Source organism: uncultured Xanthomonas sp., from assembly GCF_964278005.1.
Classification (GTDB): domain Bacteria; phylum Pseudomonadota; class Gammaproteobacteria; order Xanthomonadales; family Xanthomonadaceae; genus Xanthomonas_A; species Xanthomonas_A sontii.
Window position 1 is genome coordinate 136,845 of record NZ_CAXYKF010000020.1, and the last position, 14,148, is coordinate 150,992.

The 14,148-nt window shown below is 69.7% G+C and carries 13 protein-coding genes; 11 read left to right on the plus strand and 2 right to left on the minus strand.

Annotated elements, in window-relative coordinates; translation table 11 throughout:
• Positions 1-51 precede the first annotated feature (51 nt).
• The 3 genes from ACHWVH_RS13330 to ACHWVH_RS13340 are packed head-to-tail and all read left to right on the plus strand — an operon-like array spanning position 52 to position 2,301.
• On the plus strand, positions 52-255 hold the full coding sequence (locus tag ACHWVH_RS13330; RefSeq protein ID WP_295969286.1) for a hypothetical protein: 204 nt from the start codon (positions 52-54) through the stop codon (positions 253-255).
• 37 nt (positions 256-292) lie between these two features.
• Entirely contained in the window at positions 293-1,408 is a 1,116-nt protein-coding gene (locus ACHWVH_RS13335; protein ID WP_394687341.1) for a DUF3182 family protein, read from the plus strand.
• Between the two features lie 2 nt (positions 1,409-1,410).
• Positions 1,411-2,301 carry an alpha/beta hydrolase family protein gene (locus tag ACHWVH_RS13340; RefSeq protein WP_394687342.1) on the plus strand — a complete coding sequence of 297 codons (891 nt, stop codon included), beginning with the start codon at positions 1,411-1,413 and terminating at the stop codon, positions 2,299-2,301.
• Between the two features lie 252 nt (positions 2,302-2,553).
• Here the strand turns inward: ACHWVH_RS13340 and ACHWVH_RS13345 are convergent, their stop codons facing one another.
• Positions 2,554-2,871 (minus strand): hypothetical protein, encoded by a 318-nt coding sequence (locus ACHWVH_RS13345; protein ID WP_152182349.1) that lies wholly within the window; start codon positions 2,869-2,871, stop codon positions 2,554-2,556.
• A gap of 325 nt (positions 2,872-3,196) precedes the next feature.
• On the opposite strand from ACHWVH_RS13345, the gene ACHWVH_RS13350 reads away from it, so the two are divergent.
• The 8 genes from ACHWVH_RS13350 (at position 3,197) to ACHWVH_RS13385 (ending at position 12,911) form a co-directional block, all read left to right on the plus strand.
• Positions 3,197-4,027, plus strand: coding sequence for a p-hydroxycinnamoyl CoA hydratase/lyase (locus ACHWVH_RS13350; RefSeq protein ID WP_017908079.1), 831 nt, complete (start codon positions 3,197-3,199; stop codon positions 4,025-4,027).
• Positions 4,028-4,108: 81 nt separating this feature from the next.
• Positions 4,109-5,974, plus strand: a complete 1,866-nt coding sequence (locus tag ACHWVH_RS13355) for a feruloyl-CoA synthase (protein ID WP_295928752.1) — start codon at positions 4,109-4,111, stop codon at positions 5,972-5,974.
• Positions 5,975-6,106: 132 nt separating this feature from the next.
• Positions 6,107-7,459 (plus strand): alginate export family protein, encoded by a 1,353-nt coding sequence (locus tag ACHWVH_RS13360; protein ID WP_295928754.1) that lies wholly within the window; start codon positions 6,107-6,109, stop codon positions 7,457-7,459.
• Positions 7,460-7,473: 14 nt separating this feature from the next.
• Positions 7,474-8,796, plus strand: coding sequence for an MFS transporter (locus tag ACHWVH_RS13365; RefSeq protein WP_295928756.1), 1,323 nt, complete (start codon positions 7,474-7,476; stop codon positions 8,794-8,796).
• 138 nt (positions 8,797-8,934) lie between these two features.
• Positions 8,935-9,411: a MarR family winged helix-turn-helix transcriptional regulator gene (locus ACHWVH_RS13370; RefSeq protein ID WP_148828161.1), complete on the plus strand. Its 477-nt coding sequence runs from the start codon at positions 8,935-8,937 to the stop codon at positions 9,409-9,411.
• A 181-nt stretch (positions 9,412-9,592) separates the two neighbouring features.
• Positions 9,593-10,606, plus strand: coding sequence for a transporter (locus tag ACHWVH_RS13375; protein ID WP_394687343.1), 1,014 nt, complete (start codon positions 9,593-9,595; stop codon positions 10,604-10,606).
• Between the two features lie 27 nt (positions 10,607-10,633).
• The gene (locus ACHWVH_RS13380; RefSeq protein ID WP_152235708.1) at positions 10,634-11,401 is read left to right on the plus strand and encodes a coniferyl-alcohol dehydrogenase; all 768 of its coding nucleotides are present in this window, start codon (positions 10,634-10,636) and stop codon (positions 11,399-11,401) included.
• A gap of 40 nt (positions 11,402-11,441) precedes the next feature.
• Positions 11,442-12,911, plus strand: coding sequence for a benzaldehyde dehydrogenase (locus ACHWVH_RS13385; RefSeq protein WP_267112278.1), 1,470 nt, complete (start codon positions 11,442-11,444; stop codon positions 12,909-12,911).
• A gap of 303 nt (positions 12,912-13,214) precedes the next feature.
• Here ACHWVH_RS13385 and ACHWVH_RS13390 read toward each other — a convergent pair whose 3' ends face one another.
• The gene (locus tag ACHWVH_RS13390; RefSeq protein ID WP_295928757.1) at positions 13,215-14,114 is read right to left on the minus strand and encodes a helix-turn-helix domain-containing protein; all 900 of its coding nucleotides are present in this window, start codon (positions 14,112-14,114) and stop codon (positions 13,215-13,217) included.
• Between the last annotated feature and the right edge of the window lie 34 nt (positions 14,115-14,148).

Sequence of the window (14,148 nt, forward strand, 5' to 3'; positions counted from 1 at the left end):
CACCACATCGCGTTCACCCGCGTGCGACAGCCCGCGCGACAGCCTTGGGCCATGCGCCACGACGACCGCCACTCTGCGGCTTCCCCTCCAGCGTCCGCGCCGCCGCCACAGCGCGCCCGGGATGCCAGCGGCACGCCCGAGGTCTCGGCCTGGTGGAAGCAACTGTGCGCCAGCCGCTGGCTGCGCATGGTCGTGTCGCTCCTGGTGATCGCCCTTGCCGTGGCCGTGCTGCTGCGCGGGTACGGCCATGGCTGAGACGTCGCGTCTTCTCCATTCGCACGGAGCGCCCGACATGTCCCGGTTCGCTGCGCACGCCAATGTCCGCGCCTACCGCGTACGCGATACGGCGTCCGGGGGCCACGAGGCCGCCACGCATGCCTGGGTGGTCGCCGAGGTCGCGCGATTGATGCGCCTGCCGTTGCACGACGCACGGCTTGCCGCCGGGTCGGATGCGTTCGAGTCGGGTGCGTTCTACGTGCCCGATGAAACCCTGACGGAAGCGCAGGCCGCGCAACTCGGCGTGCATGGCGCGGCCGATCTGCTGGGCGGCGTGGTGCCACATGCCTTCGTCGCCAGCAAGGCGATCAGCCATCCGCTGGTCGATGGCGATGCGCAGGCGCCGGAAGGATGGCAGCCGGACCTCGGCGTGGCCCTGGCGGCCGCGACGCTGCCGGGCTACACCGCCTTCAGCGCCGCAGATGCCCGGCGCGCGTTCGCGCGCCTGTGCGACGGCGGCCAGGTGCGCCTGAAGCCGTGCCACGGCGTGGGCGGGCTGGGGCAGGTCCTGCCGCACGATGCGGCGGCGCTGGACGCGGCGCTGTCGGCCTTGTCCGTCCATGAATTGCACCGGCATGGCGTGGTGCTGGAACGGCACCTGCAGCAGCCGACCACTTTCAGCGTCGGCGAAACGCACTGCGCCGGCATCACCATCGCCTATTGCGGCACGCAGTCGGTCACCCGCGATTGCAGCGGCCGTGAGGCGTACGGCGGTTCGGAGTTGCACGTGATCCGTGGCACCTTCGACACGCTGCTGGCGCAGCCGTTGCCGCCACGTCAGCGCACCGCGGTGCTGAAGGCGCGCGACTACGATCGGCTGGTGGCTGCGGCCTATCCGGGCTTCTATGCGTCGCGGCGCAACTACGACGTGATCGAGGGGCTGCTTGCCGATGGCAGCATCGCCTGCGGCGTCCTCGAGCAGTCCTGGCGCGTCGGCGGCGCCACGCCGGCGGAACTGGCCGCGGTCGCTGCGTTCCAGCAGTCGCCGACGCTGCAACGCGTGGTCGCCGCCACCGTCGAGCGCTATGGCGCGCATCCGCCGCCGCCGGCCGGGGCGCAGGTGTACTACGTGGGCGAAGAGCCGCGCACCGGTCTGCTGACCAAGTACCGCTACATGCGCAGCGTGACCTGACCATGGAAGCCGAACTTTCCAGCATCGACATCCCGGTCGACGGCGCGGCGCTCAGCGGCACCTTGCTGACCCCGACCAGCCGCCTGCCCGGCGTGCTGTTCGTGCACGGCTGGGGCGGCAATCAGCATCACAATCTGGTGCGCGCGCGCGAGGCGGCGGGGCTGGGTTGCGTGTGCCTGACCTTCGACCTGCGTGGCCACGAAGGCCTGGCCGCGATGCGCGAGACGGTGACGCGCGCGCAGAACCTGGACGACATCAAGGCCGCCTACGATTGCCTGGCGGCGTCGCCGCAGGTGGATCCGGAGGCGATCGCGGTGGTGGGGCTGAGCTACGGCGGCTACCTGGCCGCGTTGCTGACCCTGGAACGGCCGGTGGAGTGGCTGGCCCTGCGCTCGCCGGCGCTGTACAAGGACGCGCACTGGGACGGGCCGAAGGTCGCGCTGAACCGCGATCCGGACCTGATGCCGTACCGCAACCGCGTGGTGACGCCGGCGGACAACCGCGCGCTGGCGGCCTGCCAGCGCTATCGTGGCGATGTGCTGCTGGTGGAGGCCGAGCGCGACGTGATCGTGCCCGGGCAGGTGCTGCGCAACTACGCGGCAGCGTTCTCCAACGCGCGTTCGCTGACCACGCGCACGATCGCCGGCGCCGATCATGCGCTGACCGAAAAAGCGCACCAGGCCGCCTACACGCACCACCTGATCGACTGGCTGACCGACATGGTGATCGGGCGCCGTGTGGCCCTTGCCAGCCGCGTGGTCGAACAGCGCAAGCAGCGCCTCAAGCGCAGCGAGGGCGAGGCGGCGACGGCGCCCGGTAAGGGATCGAACGCGTTCCATGGGCGCCTGGAAGCGAAGGAGCACAGCGCCTCGCCACCCGCTTCGTCGCGTTGAGGCGCATGCGGTGCCGGATGCGTGCAACAGCAACACGCGGCGCACGCCGCGGTGTGCCGTGCGCGCGATGGGCTGCTATCCGGTTGTCGCCGCGGCGCCGGGAGACGGCGCCTCGGGGGCGCCTTCCATCGCGACCGAAGACGCAGCGTAGCAGCGGCGTGGGCCGCGACAGGCATTCTCGGTAACGCCCGTCGCGGCTGACGCCGCTCCTGCCCTGGCAACGACGATATGCCGGGCTGCGCTGGGCGCTGTTCAGTGCCGCCGTCCCGAATGCGCCAGGTGCTGCCAGGCATGCCGCACCAGCCAGCGCGCCTCGTCCCATGGCACCGACAGCATCGGCGCGCACTGGTGATAAGCGTCCTGCAGCACGCGGTACAGCTGCGCCTCGTTGGCGCGCGGGTAGGCCAGGTACACGTCATAGCCGATCTTCAGCAGCTGCGCGTAGTCGGCGAAGCCCTGGCGGCCGAGACGGCCCTCGGCATGGGCCTGCTGCCAGTACGCCATCTCGGCGTCCAGATCGATGCTGACGCGAGCGTGAGTCGGTTGGTCAAGCGCGGAGACGGTGTGCATCACATCACCCCGGTGTCGACGGAACCCCTGTGGGCTGGATGCTAACCCGGGACTGAACGTCCCCTGTGAGCATTGCGTTCGCTGGGCGTGAAGGCTCGCGGTGATGCGGTGGCGGATCCAAGGTCCTGGGATGGCTCGCTCCCTTCGCGAGTCCAAGGAATCCGTATCGCGGTTGCTGTCACCCCGCCCATGGGCGGGCCGCCATGCTCCCGCCACAGCGCCGCCCGCCATGCTGCACTGCAGCTTGCGCCGAAATAATGATGATCTATAACTATTATCAGTCCTAAGTGATCCGCTCTCTCCCCCTCCCCATGCAGGCCTATCCATGAGCAGCTACCAAGACCGCTGGCAGACCGTCCAGGTCGAGATCGACGCAGGCATCGCCTGGGTCACCCTGAACCGGCCGGACAAGCGCAACGCGATGAGTCCCACCCTCAATCGCGAAATGATCGACGTGCTGGAGACGCTGGAGCTGGACAGCAGCGCCGAGGTGCTGGTGCTGACCGGCGCCGGCGAATCCTGGTCGGCCGGCATGGACCTGAAGGAATACTTCCGCGAGACCGACGGCAAGGAAGAGATCGTGCAGGAGCGCATGCGTCGCGACTGCTCGCAGTGGCAGTGGCGCCTGCTGCGTTTCTACAGCAAGCCGACCATCGCCGCGGTCAACGGTTGGTGCTTCGGTGGCGCGTTCTCGCCGCTGGTCGCCTGCGACCTGGCCATCGCCGCGGACGAAGCGGTGTTCGGGTTGTCGGAGATCAACTGGGGCATTCCCCCGGGCAACTTGGTCAGCAAGGCCGTCGCCGACACCATGGGCCACCGCAACGCCATGCTCTACATCATGACCGGACGCACCTTCACCGGCACCGAGGCGGCGCAGATGGGCCTTGTCAACGCCAGCGTGCCGCGCGCGCAGCTGCGTGAGGAAGTGACCAAGCTGGCGCAGGAACTGCAGCAGAAGAACCCGGTGGTGCTGCGCTTCGCCAAGCACGGCTTCAAGCGCTGCCGCGAGCTGACCTGGGAGCAGAACGAGGACTACCTGTACGCCAAGGTCGACCAGTCCAATCACCGCGATCCCGAGAAGGGCCGGCAACAGGGCCTGAAGCAATTCCTGGACGACAAAACCATCAAGCCCGGTCTGCAGACCTACAAGCGCTGACCCGTCGCGTCGCCTGCGGCCCCGCGGGGCCGCGGCGGCGTTGCCGCACGCCGTGCCGTCTCTCTCCCCCGGATGGTTCCGATGAATGCCGCTGAGTCCGTTGCCACCGCCGCGCGCTACCGTCCTGTCGGACTGAGCCACGCGGATACCGAGGTCCACCGCGATACCGACGGCGTGCTGCGCCTGCGCGCGCGCGAACCGCTGGCGCCGCTGCCCAGGCACCTGCTGCAGCGCCTGCAGCACTGGGCGCTGCACACCCCCGATGCCACCTTCGTGGCGCAGCGCGACGACGCCGGGCAGTGGCGGCGCCTGAGCTACGCGCAGATGCTCGAGCGCACCCGCCGCATCGCCGCGCATCTGCTGGACATGGGCCTGTCGGCACAACGGCCGCTGGCGATCCTGTCCGGCAACGACCTGGAGCACCTGCAACTGGCGTTCGCGGCGATGTACGCCGGCATCCCGTACTGCCCGGTGTCGCCGGGCTATGCGTTGCTGTCGCGCGATTTCGCCAAGCTGCGGCATGTGGCCGAGGTGCTGCGTCCAGGCCTGCTGTTCGCCAGCGACGGCGCTGCGTTCGCCCCGGCGATCGCGGCGGTGTTCCCCACCGATGTCCCGGCAGTGTGCGTGCGTGGTGCCGTGGGCGATCGTGCCTGCCTGCGTTTCGAGGATCTGCTGGCGCCACGTGCGCTGGACGCCGCCGATGCCGCCTTCGCCGCCTGCGGCCCGGACAGCATCGCCAAGTTCCTGTTCACCTCCGGCTCCACCCTGCTGCCCAAGGCGGTGATCACCACCCAGCGCATGCTGTGCGCGAACCAACAAATGCTGCTGCAGACCTTCCCGGTGCTCGGGCAGACGCCGGTGCTGGTCGACTGGCTGCCGTGGAACCACACCTTCGGCGGCAGCCACAACATCGGCATCGCCCTGTACAACGGCGGCAGCTTCTACCTCGACGACGGCAAGCCGACCCCGGCGCTGTTCGAGCAGACCTTGCGCAACCTGCGCGAGATCGCGCCCACCGTATACCTGAGCGTGCCGCGCGGCTGGGAACAACTGGCGCAGGCGCTGGAACAGGATGCGGCGCTGCGCCAGACGTTCCTGTCGCGCATGCGCATGTTCTTCTTCGCCGCCGCGGCGCTGTCGCAGGAAGTCTGGGACCGCCTGGAGCGCATCGCCGAGGCGCATTGCGGCGAACGCATCCGCATGCTCGCCGGCCTGGGCATGACCGAATGCGCGCCGTCGTGCACCTTCACCCACGGCACCAGCAATACCCCCGGCGATGTCGGCGTGCCGGCACCGGGCTGCGAGGTCAAGCTGGTGCCGGTCGGCGACAAGCTGGAAGCGCGCTTCCGCGGGCCGCACGTGATGCCCGGCTACTGGAACGCGCCGCAGCAGACCGCCGAGGCCTTCGACGAGGAAGGCTTCTACCGCTCCGGCGACGCGCTCAAGCCGATCGATCCGCAGCATCCCGAGCGCGGCCTGTTGTTCGACGGCCGCCTGGCCGAGGACTTCAAGCTGTCTTCCGGCGTGTTCGTCAGCGTCGGCCCGTTGCGCACGCGGGTGCTGATGGAAGGTGCTGCGTACGTGCAGGACGTGGTGGTCACCGGTGCCGACCGCGACGCCATCGGCCTGCTGCTGTTCCCGCGGCTGGACGCGCTGCAGGCGCTGTCCGGGCTGCCGGCGCAGGCCGAGACGGCGCAGGTGCTGCAGGCGCCGCCGGTGCGCGCCTGGCTGCAGCGCCTGCTCGACACGCTCAACCGCAGCGCCACCGGCAGCGCCAGCCACGTCGCGCGCGCGGCGTGGCTGGAGCAGCCGCCGAACCTGGAGGCCGGCGAAATCACCGACAAGGGTTCGATCAACCAGCGCAACGTGCTGCGCGCGCGGGCGGCGCTGGTCGAACAGCTCTACGCCGGCACGGCACCGGGCGCGGTGGCGGCGCCGCCGTCATGACCGCACCACTCGGCCGCGCGACCGGATAGCGGACCGCGCTCCTTCGCATCACTGGCTTCGAGACTTGGGAGGGAATCGATGACTGTGCCTCATGCGCGCGCACGCCGTGCGCCCCGTACCGTGTGCCTGGCAATGTTGTGCAGCGTCGGCTGCGCCCAGGCCGATGCCGAAAACAACGGCCCGCAGGGCAAGCTGCTGGCCGATCAGGAAGACTATTCGGCGCTGGCGGCGCGTCCGCGCCAGGGCTGGGAGAAATGGAAATACATCCCCGTCGGCGATGGCTGGCTCAGCCTCGGCGGCGAGAGCCGCACGCTGTACGACTATCGCGAGCACGCCGGCTTCGGCCGCTTCGCCACCGATCCGCACGGCTATGCGCAGCAGCGCCTGCGCTTGTGGGCCGACTACCGGCCGTCGGCGTATGTGCGTTTGTTCGGCGAACTGGCCGACAGCCGCGTGGCCGGCCTGCAGACACGGCCGGTGCAGGCCACCGACCGCAACCCGCTGGACCTGGCGCAGGGTTTCGTCGAACTGTCCGACGGGCAGAAGGCGCCGGCCTGGCGCCTGCGCGCCGGCCGCCAGCAGATCGCCTACGCCTGGCAGCGCCTGCTCGATCCGCGCGACCCGGCCAATTCGCGCATGCCGTTCGACGCGGTACGCCTGCTGACCCGGCAGCCGCGCTGGAGCGGCGGCCTGCTGTGGGGGCGCCCGGTGCTGACCCGTACCGGCAGTTTCGACGACCGCACCAACCGCGACCAGCGCCTGTGGGGCGCACATGCCGAAGTGCCGCTGTCGCCCAGCCAGCCGAAGGCGGCGCTGCTGGAGACGCTGTACCTGGACACCGTGCAGGACGGGCGTCGCTATGGCGGGGTGGTCGGCGAGGAGCATCGGCACACCTTGTCCACGCGCCTGAGCGGCGCCGTGCAGGGCTGGGACTATGACCTGGAGCTGATCGGCCAGCGCGGCCATTTCGCAGGCCAGCGCGTGCGCGCCTGGCAGGGCACGCTGTTCGGCGGCTACACCTTCGCCACGACGACATGGACGCCGCGCCTGGGCTGGCGCATGGAGGTCTCGTCCGGCGACCGCGATCCGCGCGACGGCGAACTGAACACCTTCAACGGCCTGTACGCGCGCGCCTCGGTGTTCGACGGCAGCATGATCAGCAGCAACGTGCGCGCCATCGGCCCGGAACTGGTGCTGCGTCCCAGCGAGCGGCTGTGGATCGACATGTACGTGCTCAAGCTGCAGCGGCAGAGCCTGCACGACGGCGTGTACGCGGCCGGCTGGCGGGTGCTGCAGCCGGGCGACGCCAACGATGCGCGCGACATCGGCACGCGTTCGGTGCTGTGGGTGAAGTATCGCTTCAACGCCTTCGCCAGCCTGGACGTGTACGCCCACTACACCCAGGCCGGGCCGTTCCTGCGCGAGGGACCGGTGCGCGGCCGCGACTACTTCTACATCGCCCCCTTCCTGACCCTGCGCTTCTGAGCCGGAGCCTTTCCATGCGCGATCCGCTGCCATCGTCTGCGCCGTACCGCCCGCTGTATGCGTGGTACGTCACCATCGTGCTGTTGCTGGCCTACACGCTGTCCTTCGTCGACCGGCAGATCCTCGGATTGCTGGTGCAGCCGATCAAGCGCGACCTGCAGCTGTCCGACTCGGCCTTCAGCCTGGTCCACGGCTTCGCCTTCGCAGTGTTCTACACGCTGATCGGGGTGATGCTCGGCCGCGTCGCCGACCGCCGCAACCGCCGCAACCTGATCGTGCTCGGCGTGGTGGTGTGGATCGCGGCGACCGCCGCCGGTGCCTACGTCACCAGCTTCTTCACCCTGTTCCTGGCGCGGGTGTTCGTCGGCGTCGGCGAGGCCTCGCTGTCGCCGGCGGCGTACTCGATGCTGGCCGACTACTTCCCGCCGGAAAAACGCGCGCGGGCGATGAGCGTGTACACCTCCGGGGTCTACATCGGCTCGGCGGCGGCCTTCATCGTCGGCGGCCTGGTGATCGCGGCGACCAGCAAGGAGAGCACGGTGATGCTGCCGCTACTGGGCAGCTTCCGGCCCTGGCAGGCGGCCTTCATCCTGGTCGCGCTGCCTGGCCTGGCGGTGATCGCGCTGATGGCCACGGTGCGCGAGCCGGCGCGGCACGAGCAGGCCGCGGCGGTGCCGAGCGTGCGCCCGGACCTGAGCCACCTGCGCGACAACGCGCGGGTGTACGTGGCGCTGTTCCTGGCCAACGGCGTGATCGCGATGATCACCTTCGGCATCACCGCCTGGCTGCCGGCCACCTTCATCCGCCGCTGGCAGTGGACCCCGGGCGAGATCGGCCCGGCCTACGGCATCATCATCCTCACCTTCGGCATCGCCGGCATGCTGTTCAGCGGCTTTCTGGCCGACCGCCTGGCCGCACGCGGCAGCCGCGACGCGGCACTGAAGATCTCGCTGGTCGGCGCCGTGCTGCTGGTGATCAGCAGTGCGCTGTTCGCGGTGGCACCAGGGCCGTGGCCGGCGCTGGCGGCGATCGCGCTGACCACGTTCGTGCTGGGCATGCCGGTGGCGCTGGCACCGGCGATCCTGCAGGCGGTCACCCCCAATCGCCTGCGCGGCCAGGTCACCTCGATCTACCTGCTGCTGGTCAACCTGATCGGGCTGGGCCTGGGGCCGTACCTGGTGGCGCTGGGCACCGACCACGTACTCGCCGACGAGCGCCAGGTCGGGCTGTCGCTGGGCGTGGTGTGCATGGGTGCGGCGCTGCTCGGCGCGCTGTGCCTGTGGACCGCCGCCGCGCCTTACCGGGCGCTGCTGCGGCGCGTGGACGCGGCGTTGTGACCATGCGCGGCCATGCCCCTACAATGCAATGGCGACGGCACCGCCGGCCGGCGCCGACGGATGCGTGCGCAGCCGCCGTGACCTGGCCGCAGGACGCCCCATGCAGGAAGCGCAGTGAGTTCGAAACCGAGTCCCGAGATGTCCAACAGCGCGTTGCCCGCCGATCCGCACACGGCGGACAGCGTGGACCAGCGGCGCCTGACCAGCCTGATCGGCTACCGCATCACCCGCACCGAACTGCAGGTGCGGCGGCTGTTCCAGGACTGCGTGCGCGCCTTCGAGCTGAAGCCGGTGGAGTATTCGCTGCTGGTGCTGGTGGACGCCAATCCCGGCATCAACCAGCGGCAGCTGGGCGAGGTGTTGAGCGTGTCGCCGCCGAACCTGGCGATCGTGGTCGCGCGCCTGGTCAAGCGCAAACTGCTGCGGCAGGTGCGCGGGCGCCAGGACCGGCGCATGCAGCATCTGCATCTGACCACCGCCGGCACGGCGCTGCTGGCGCAGGCCGAAGCCGAAGTGGTGCGCATGGAGCAGCAGCTCGGCACCGCGCTCGGCGCGACCTCGGCACGCGCGCTGCTGCAGGCGCTGGACCGGCTGGACGCGCTCGACCGCCTGTAGCGGCCCCCTGCGGCGCGGCTGGTTCTTGCCTCCCGCCCTTCTTTCTCGCTGATTCCCGACCCGCCGCCAGCGTCCCGCTGACGGCGTGCGTCGCCGCGTGGTCGCGCCCTGCGCGCGCTGCGTGTTCGCGTTCCTGCCCCCACGCACCCCGCCGTTCCCCTTTCGCTTGGAGTGCCTGCCCGTGAAGCGTGTCCGCTACCGTGTCCCCTCGTCGCCGCGTACCCGTGCGCGCCTGTCTCTGCTCGCCGTGCTGGCCATCGCCTGGGTCGCACCTGCGGCCGCGCAATCGGTGCCGCAGAGCGCCACCCTGCCGACCGGTATCAATACCGGCGGCACCAGTTTCTTCGACGGTTTCAGCAAGCCCAACCCGGGCTGGACGGCGATCCAGTACCTGAGGCGCTACGACTTCGACGCGATCAAGGACGCGCACGGCGACGACGTGCCGGTGTTCCGCGATCCGCACATCGGCTCCTCGGTGTGGGTCACCCAGGTCGCCTACCTCAGCGACTACAAGCTGTTCGGCGGCTCCCTCGGCATCACCGCACTGGCGGCGCTGGTCGATCTGGATACGTCGTTCGCGTACGACAGCCCGGTGGCGCTGCGCGACAACGGCGCCGGCCTGGGCGACCTGACCATCGGCCCCTACCTGCAGATGGCACCGGTGATCCGCAATGGCCGCCCGGTGTTCTCGCAACGCTTCGAACTGGATGTGCTGGCGCCGATCGGCAAGTTCGACCGCAACCGCGACGTCAACCAGGGCGCGGGCTACTGGTCGGTGCTGCCGAGCTGGGCCTTCAGCATCCTGCCCACGCCGCGCTGGGAAATCAGCGGACGGCTTAACTACATTTACAACTTCCGCGCCGACAAGGCCTCCAACGTGCCGCAGGGCGACGGCTTCGTGTTCCACAACGGCCAGGCCGGCGACGCCGCCTGGCTCAACTTCGCCAGTTCGCTGGAAGTGGTCAAGGACCTGCACCTGGGCATCAACGGCTACTACCTCAAGCAGTTGCGCGACAACCGCACCAATGGCGAACGCGTCGCCGACAGCAAGCAGACCCAGTTCTACCTGGGCCCCGGCCTGTCCTGGCGGATCGACCAGAAGAACATCTTCAACGCCAACTTCTACATGCCGGTGGAGGTCAAGAACGCGCCCTCCGGCCACAACGTCAACGTCCAGTACATCCACGTCTTCTGACCAACTTCGCAACGGACACGCGCTGCCATGAACCTGCACAACAAGACAATCCTCGTTACCGGCGTGGCCTCCGGCATCGGCGCCGAGGTCGCACGCCTGGCGCGCTTCCACGGCGCCACCGTGATCGGCATCGACCGCCAGCCAGTCAACATGACCCTGCACGGCTTCCACCAGGCCGATCTGGGCGACCCGGCCTCGATCGACGCGCTGGTGGCGCAGCTGCCCGAGCGCATCGATGCGCTGGCCAACATCGCCGGCGTGCCCGGCACCGCGCCGGTGGACGTGGTGGCGAAGGTCAACTATCTGGGCCTGCGCCACCTCAGCCAGGCGTTGCTGCCGCGTATCGTGCCCGGCGGCAGCATCATCAACATCGCCTCCATCCTCGGCGCCGAGTGGCCGCAGCGGCTGGATCTGCACAAGCAGCTGGCCGCCGCCGACAGCTACGCCGCCGGCAGCGACTGGCTGGCGGCGCATCCGGTGCCGCAGGCGACCTGCTACCAGTACTTCAAGGAAGCGCTGATCGTGTGGACGCTGCTGCGCTCGCGCGACTGGTTCGCCGCGCATTCGGTGCGGGTCAACAGCGTCGCGCCCGGTCCGGTGTTCACGCCGATCCTGGGCGATTTCGTCACCATGCTCGGGCCCGAGCGGGTCCAGGCCGATGCCGGAAAGATGAAGCGTCCTGCCTATGCCGACGAGGTCGCCGAAGCGGTGGTGTTCCTCGCCTCCGATGCGGCGCGCTGGATCAACGGCGTCAACCTGCCGGTGGATGGCGGACTGGCCGCCACCGCCCTCTGAACGACTCTTTCTTCCTCTTTTTTCCACGAGAGCACACAGCATGCACAGCACCGAACCCCTGGCCGCCGCATCCACCTGGAGCGAGCGCATCTTCAACGGCGAGTGGGTCGCCGCCCAGGGCGGCGTCCTCGAGGTGATCGAACCGGGCAGCGGCACGCCGCTGCACCGCGTCGGCCAGGCCAATGCCGCCGACGTGGCCGCGGCGGTAGCCCAGGCGCGCGACGCGCAACGCGCCTGGGCGGCCACGCCGCCGCGCGAGCGCGCGGCCGTGTTCCATCGCGCCGCGCAGGTATTGCAGCAGCATGCGGCCGCGGCCGCCGCGCTGATTGCCCGCGAGACCGGCGGCATCCTGCCCAAGGGCGAGCACGAGGTGCGCGAGGCGATCGTGCTGCTGCAGCAGGCCGCGGCGATGCCGCTGCAGGCGCAGGGCCAGGTGCTGCCGACCGCGCCGGGCCGGCTGAGCCTGGCGCGACGCTTGCCGCTGGGCGTGGTCGGGGTGATCTCGCCGTTCAATTTCCCGCTGGTGCTGTCGTTGCGTTCGGTGGCGCCGGCGCTGGCGGTGGGCAATGCGGTGGTGCTCAAGCCCGATCCGCGCACGCCGTACGCTGGCGGTTTCGTCATCGCCGAGGTGCTGCAGCAGGCCGGCCTGCCGAAGGGCCTGCTGCACGTGCTGCCAGGCGGCGCGGATGCCGGCCAGGCGCTGGTCGAAGCGCCGGGCGTGCCGATGATCGCGTTCACCGGTTCCACCGCCGCCGGCCGCCGCATCGGCGAACTGGCCGGCAAGCACCTGAAGAAGACCGCGCTGGAACTGGGCGGCAAGAACTCGTTGATCGTGCTCGAGGATGCCGACCTGGACAAGGCGGTGTCGGCGATCGCCTTCGGCGCGTACTTCCACCAGGGCCAGATCTGCATGGCCACCGGTCGCGTGCTGGTCCAGCGCAGCATCGCCGCCGAACTGACCCGACGCCTGGCCGAGAAGGCACGGCACCTGCCGGTCGGCGACCCGGCCACCGCCCACGTGGCACTCGGTCCGATCATCGACCAGCGCCAGCTGCAGCACGTCAAGGACGTGGTCGATGCCTCGGTGGCGGCGGGCGCCGTGGTCGAGGCCGGCGGCACCCACGAGGGCCTGTTCTATGCGGCCACGGTTCTGTCGAACGTGCAGCCGGGCATGCCGGCGTTCGAGGAGGAAGTGTTCGGCCCGGTCGCCAACGTCATCGCCTTCGACAGTGACGACGAGGCGGTGGCGCTGGCCAACCAGACCGAGTACGGCCTGTCCGCCGGCATCCTGTCGGCGTCGGTCGGTCGCGCGATGGCATTGGGCGAGCGCCTGCACACCGGCCTGCTGCACATCAACGACCAGACCGTGGCCGACGAAGTCACCAATCCGTTCGGCGGTACCGGCGCCTCCGGCAACGGCACCAGCATGGGCGGCCCGGCCGACTGGGGCCAGTACACGCACTGGCAGTGGGTGACGATCCAGGACAGCGCGCCGCAGTATCCGTTCTGAGGACAAGTCGCCGGGCGTCGATGTGGCGCCCGGTTGTGCGCGTGGATGCATTGATTGCGGGAGAGATGATTGTTCCGTTGCGTGCGTGTTGAGCTACGCGCGGCCAATAGGGCCCTGACACCGGCACCGGCGCCGACACTGCATTGTGGGAGGGACTTCAGTCCCGACGCTTCTGCGGTGACTCGCCATTTCAGCTGCGACGAACGAAGCGGGACTGGTCGATCATCGATCACGCGTCGGGACTGAAGTCCCTCCCACAGTAAAGCGACCGCACCGCGATCTCCGTACTGGCTGCGGGTCGTGTCACCCTTGCGCACGCTGCCGGAACTGGATCGGCGAACACCCCGCATGCCGCCGGAAGCAGCGACTGAAGTACGCCGCATCGGCATAACCCAGGACTTCGGCCAGCTGCTGCACGGTCAAGGTGGTGTAGACCAGGCTGCGCCGTGCCTCGAGCATGATCCGGCGTTGCAACAGTTCCAGCGCCGAGGCGCCGGCCAGGCGCCGGCACAGCGCGTTGAGATGACTGCGGCTCAGCCCGAGCCGGTCGGCATAGCGGGCCAGCGGCCAATGCTCGCGGTAATGCGCGTCGATCAGCGCGGTGTAGGCGCGCACGTGGCGCGCGCCGCGGTCGGCATCGTGCGGATCGCGATGGGCATCCGCCAGCGCGCCGCGCGCCGCCCACAGCAAGGCCTGCGTGACCAGCGCCTGCAGCATCGGCTCGCGGCCGGGGCGGTGCTGTGTGTGTTCGGCGGCGATGGCGGCGAAGCAGGCGTCCAGCATCGCTTGCTGATCGCCGGCAGGCAGGCACAGCGGCCGCGCCAGCGCTTCGTCCAGATTCGGCCATTGCGCCGCCAGGCGCTGCCGCAGCGGCGCCGACACGGTCACGACATGGCCGCGCACGTTGCGCTGGAAACGGAAGCCGTGCACGCACAGCGCCGGCAACAGCAGCAGGCATGGCCCGCGCAGGCGCTGCTGCGTTCCGTCCAAGTGCAGGCCGGCACTGCCGCGTTGCAGATACAGCAGTTGCAGCAGATCGCCGTGGCGGTGCGGGCGGATGTGCCAGTCGTGCAGGCGGCTGCGCGCGGCGATGGATTCCCAGTGCAACAGGTCCGATGTTCCTCTGTCGCCGGTCTCGCCGTACAGGCGGAAGGCCGGGACCACGGCGGGCGATGCGACAGCGGCGGAGGCAGTGCGGGGCATCGGCGAAAAGTACCGGAATCGGTCGCGATGATCC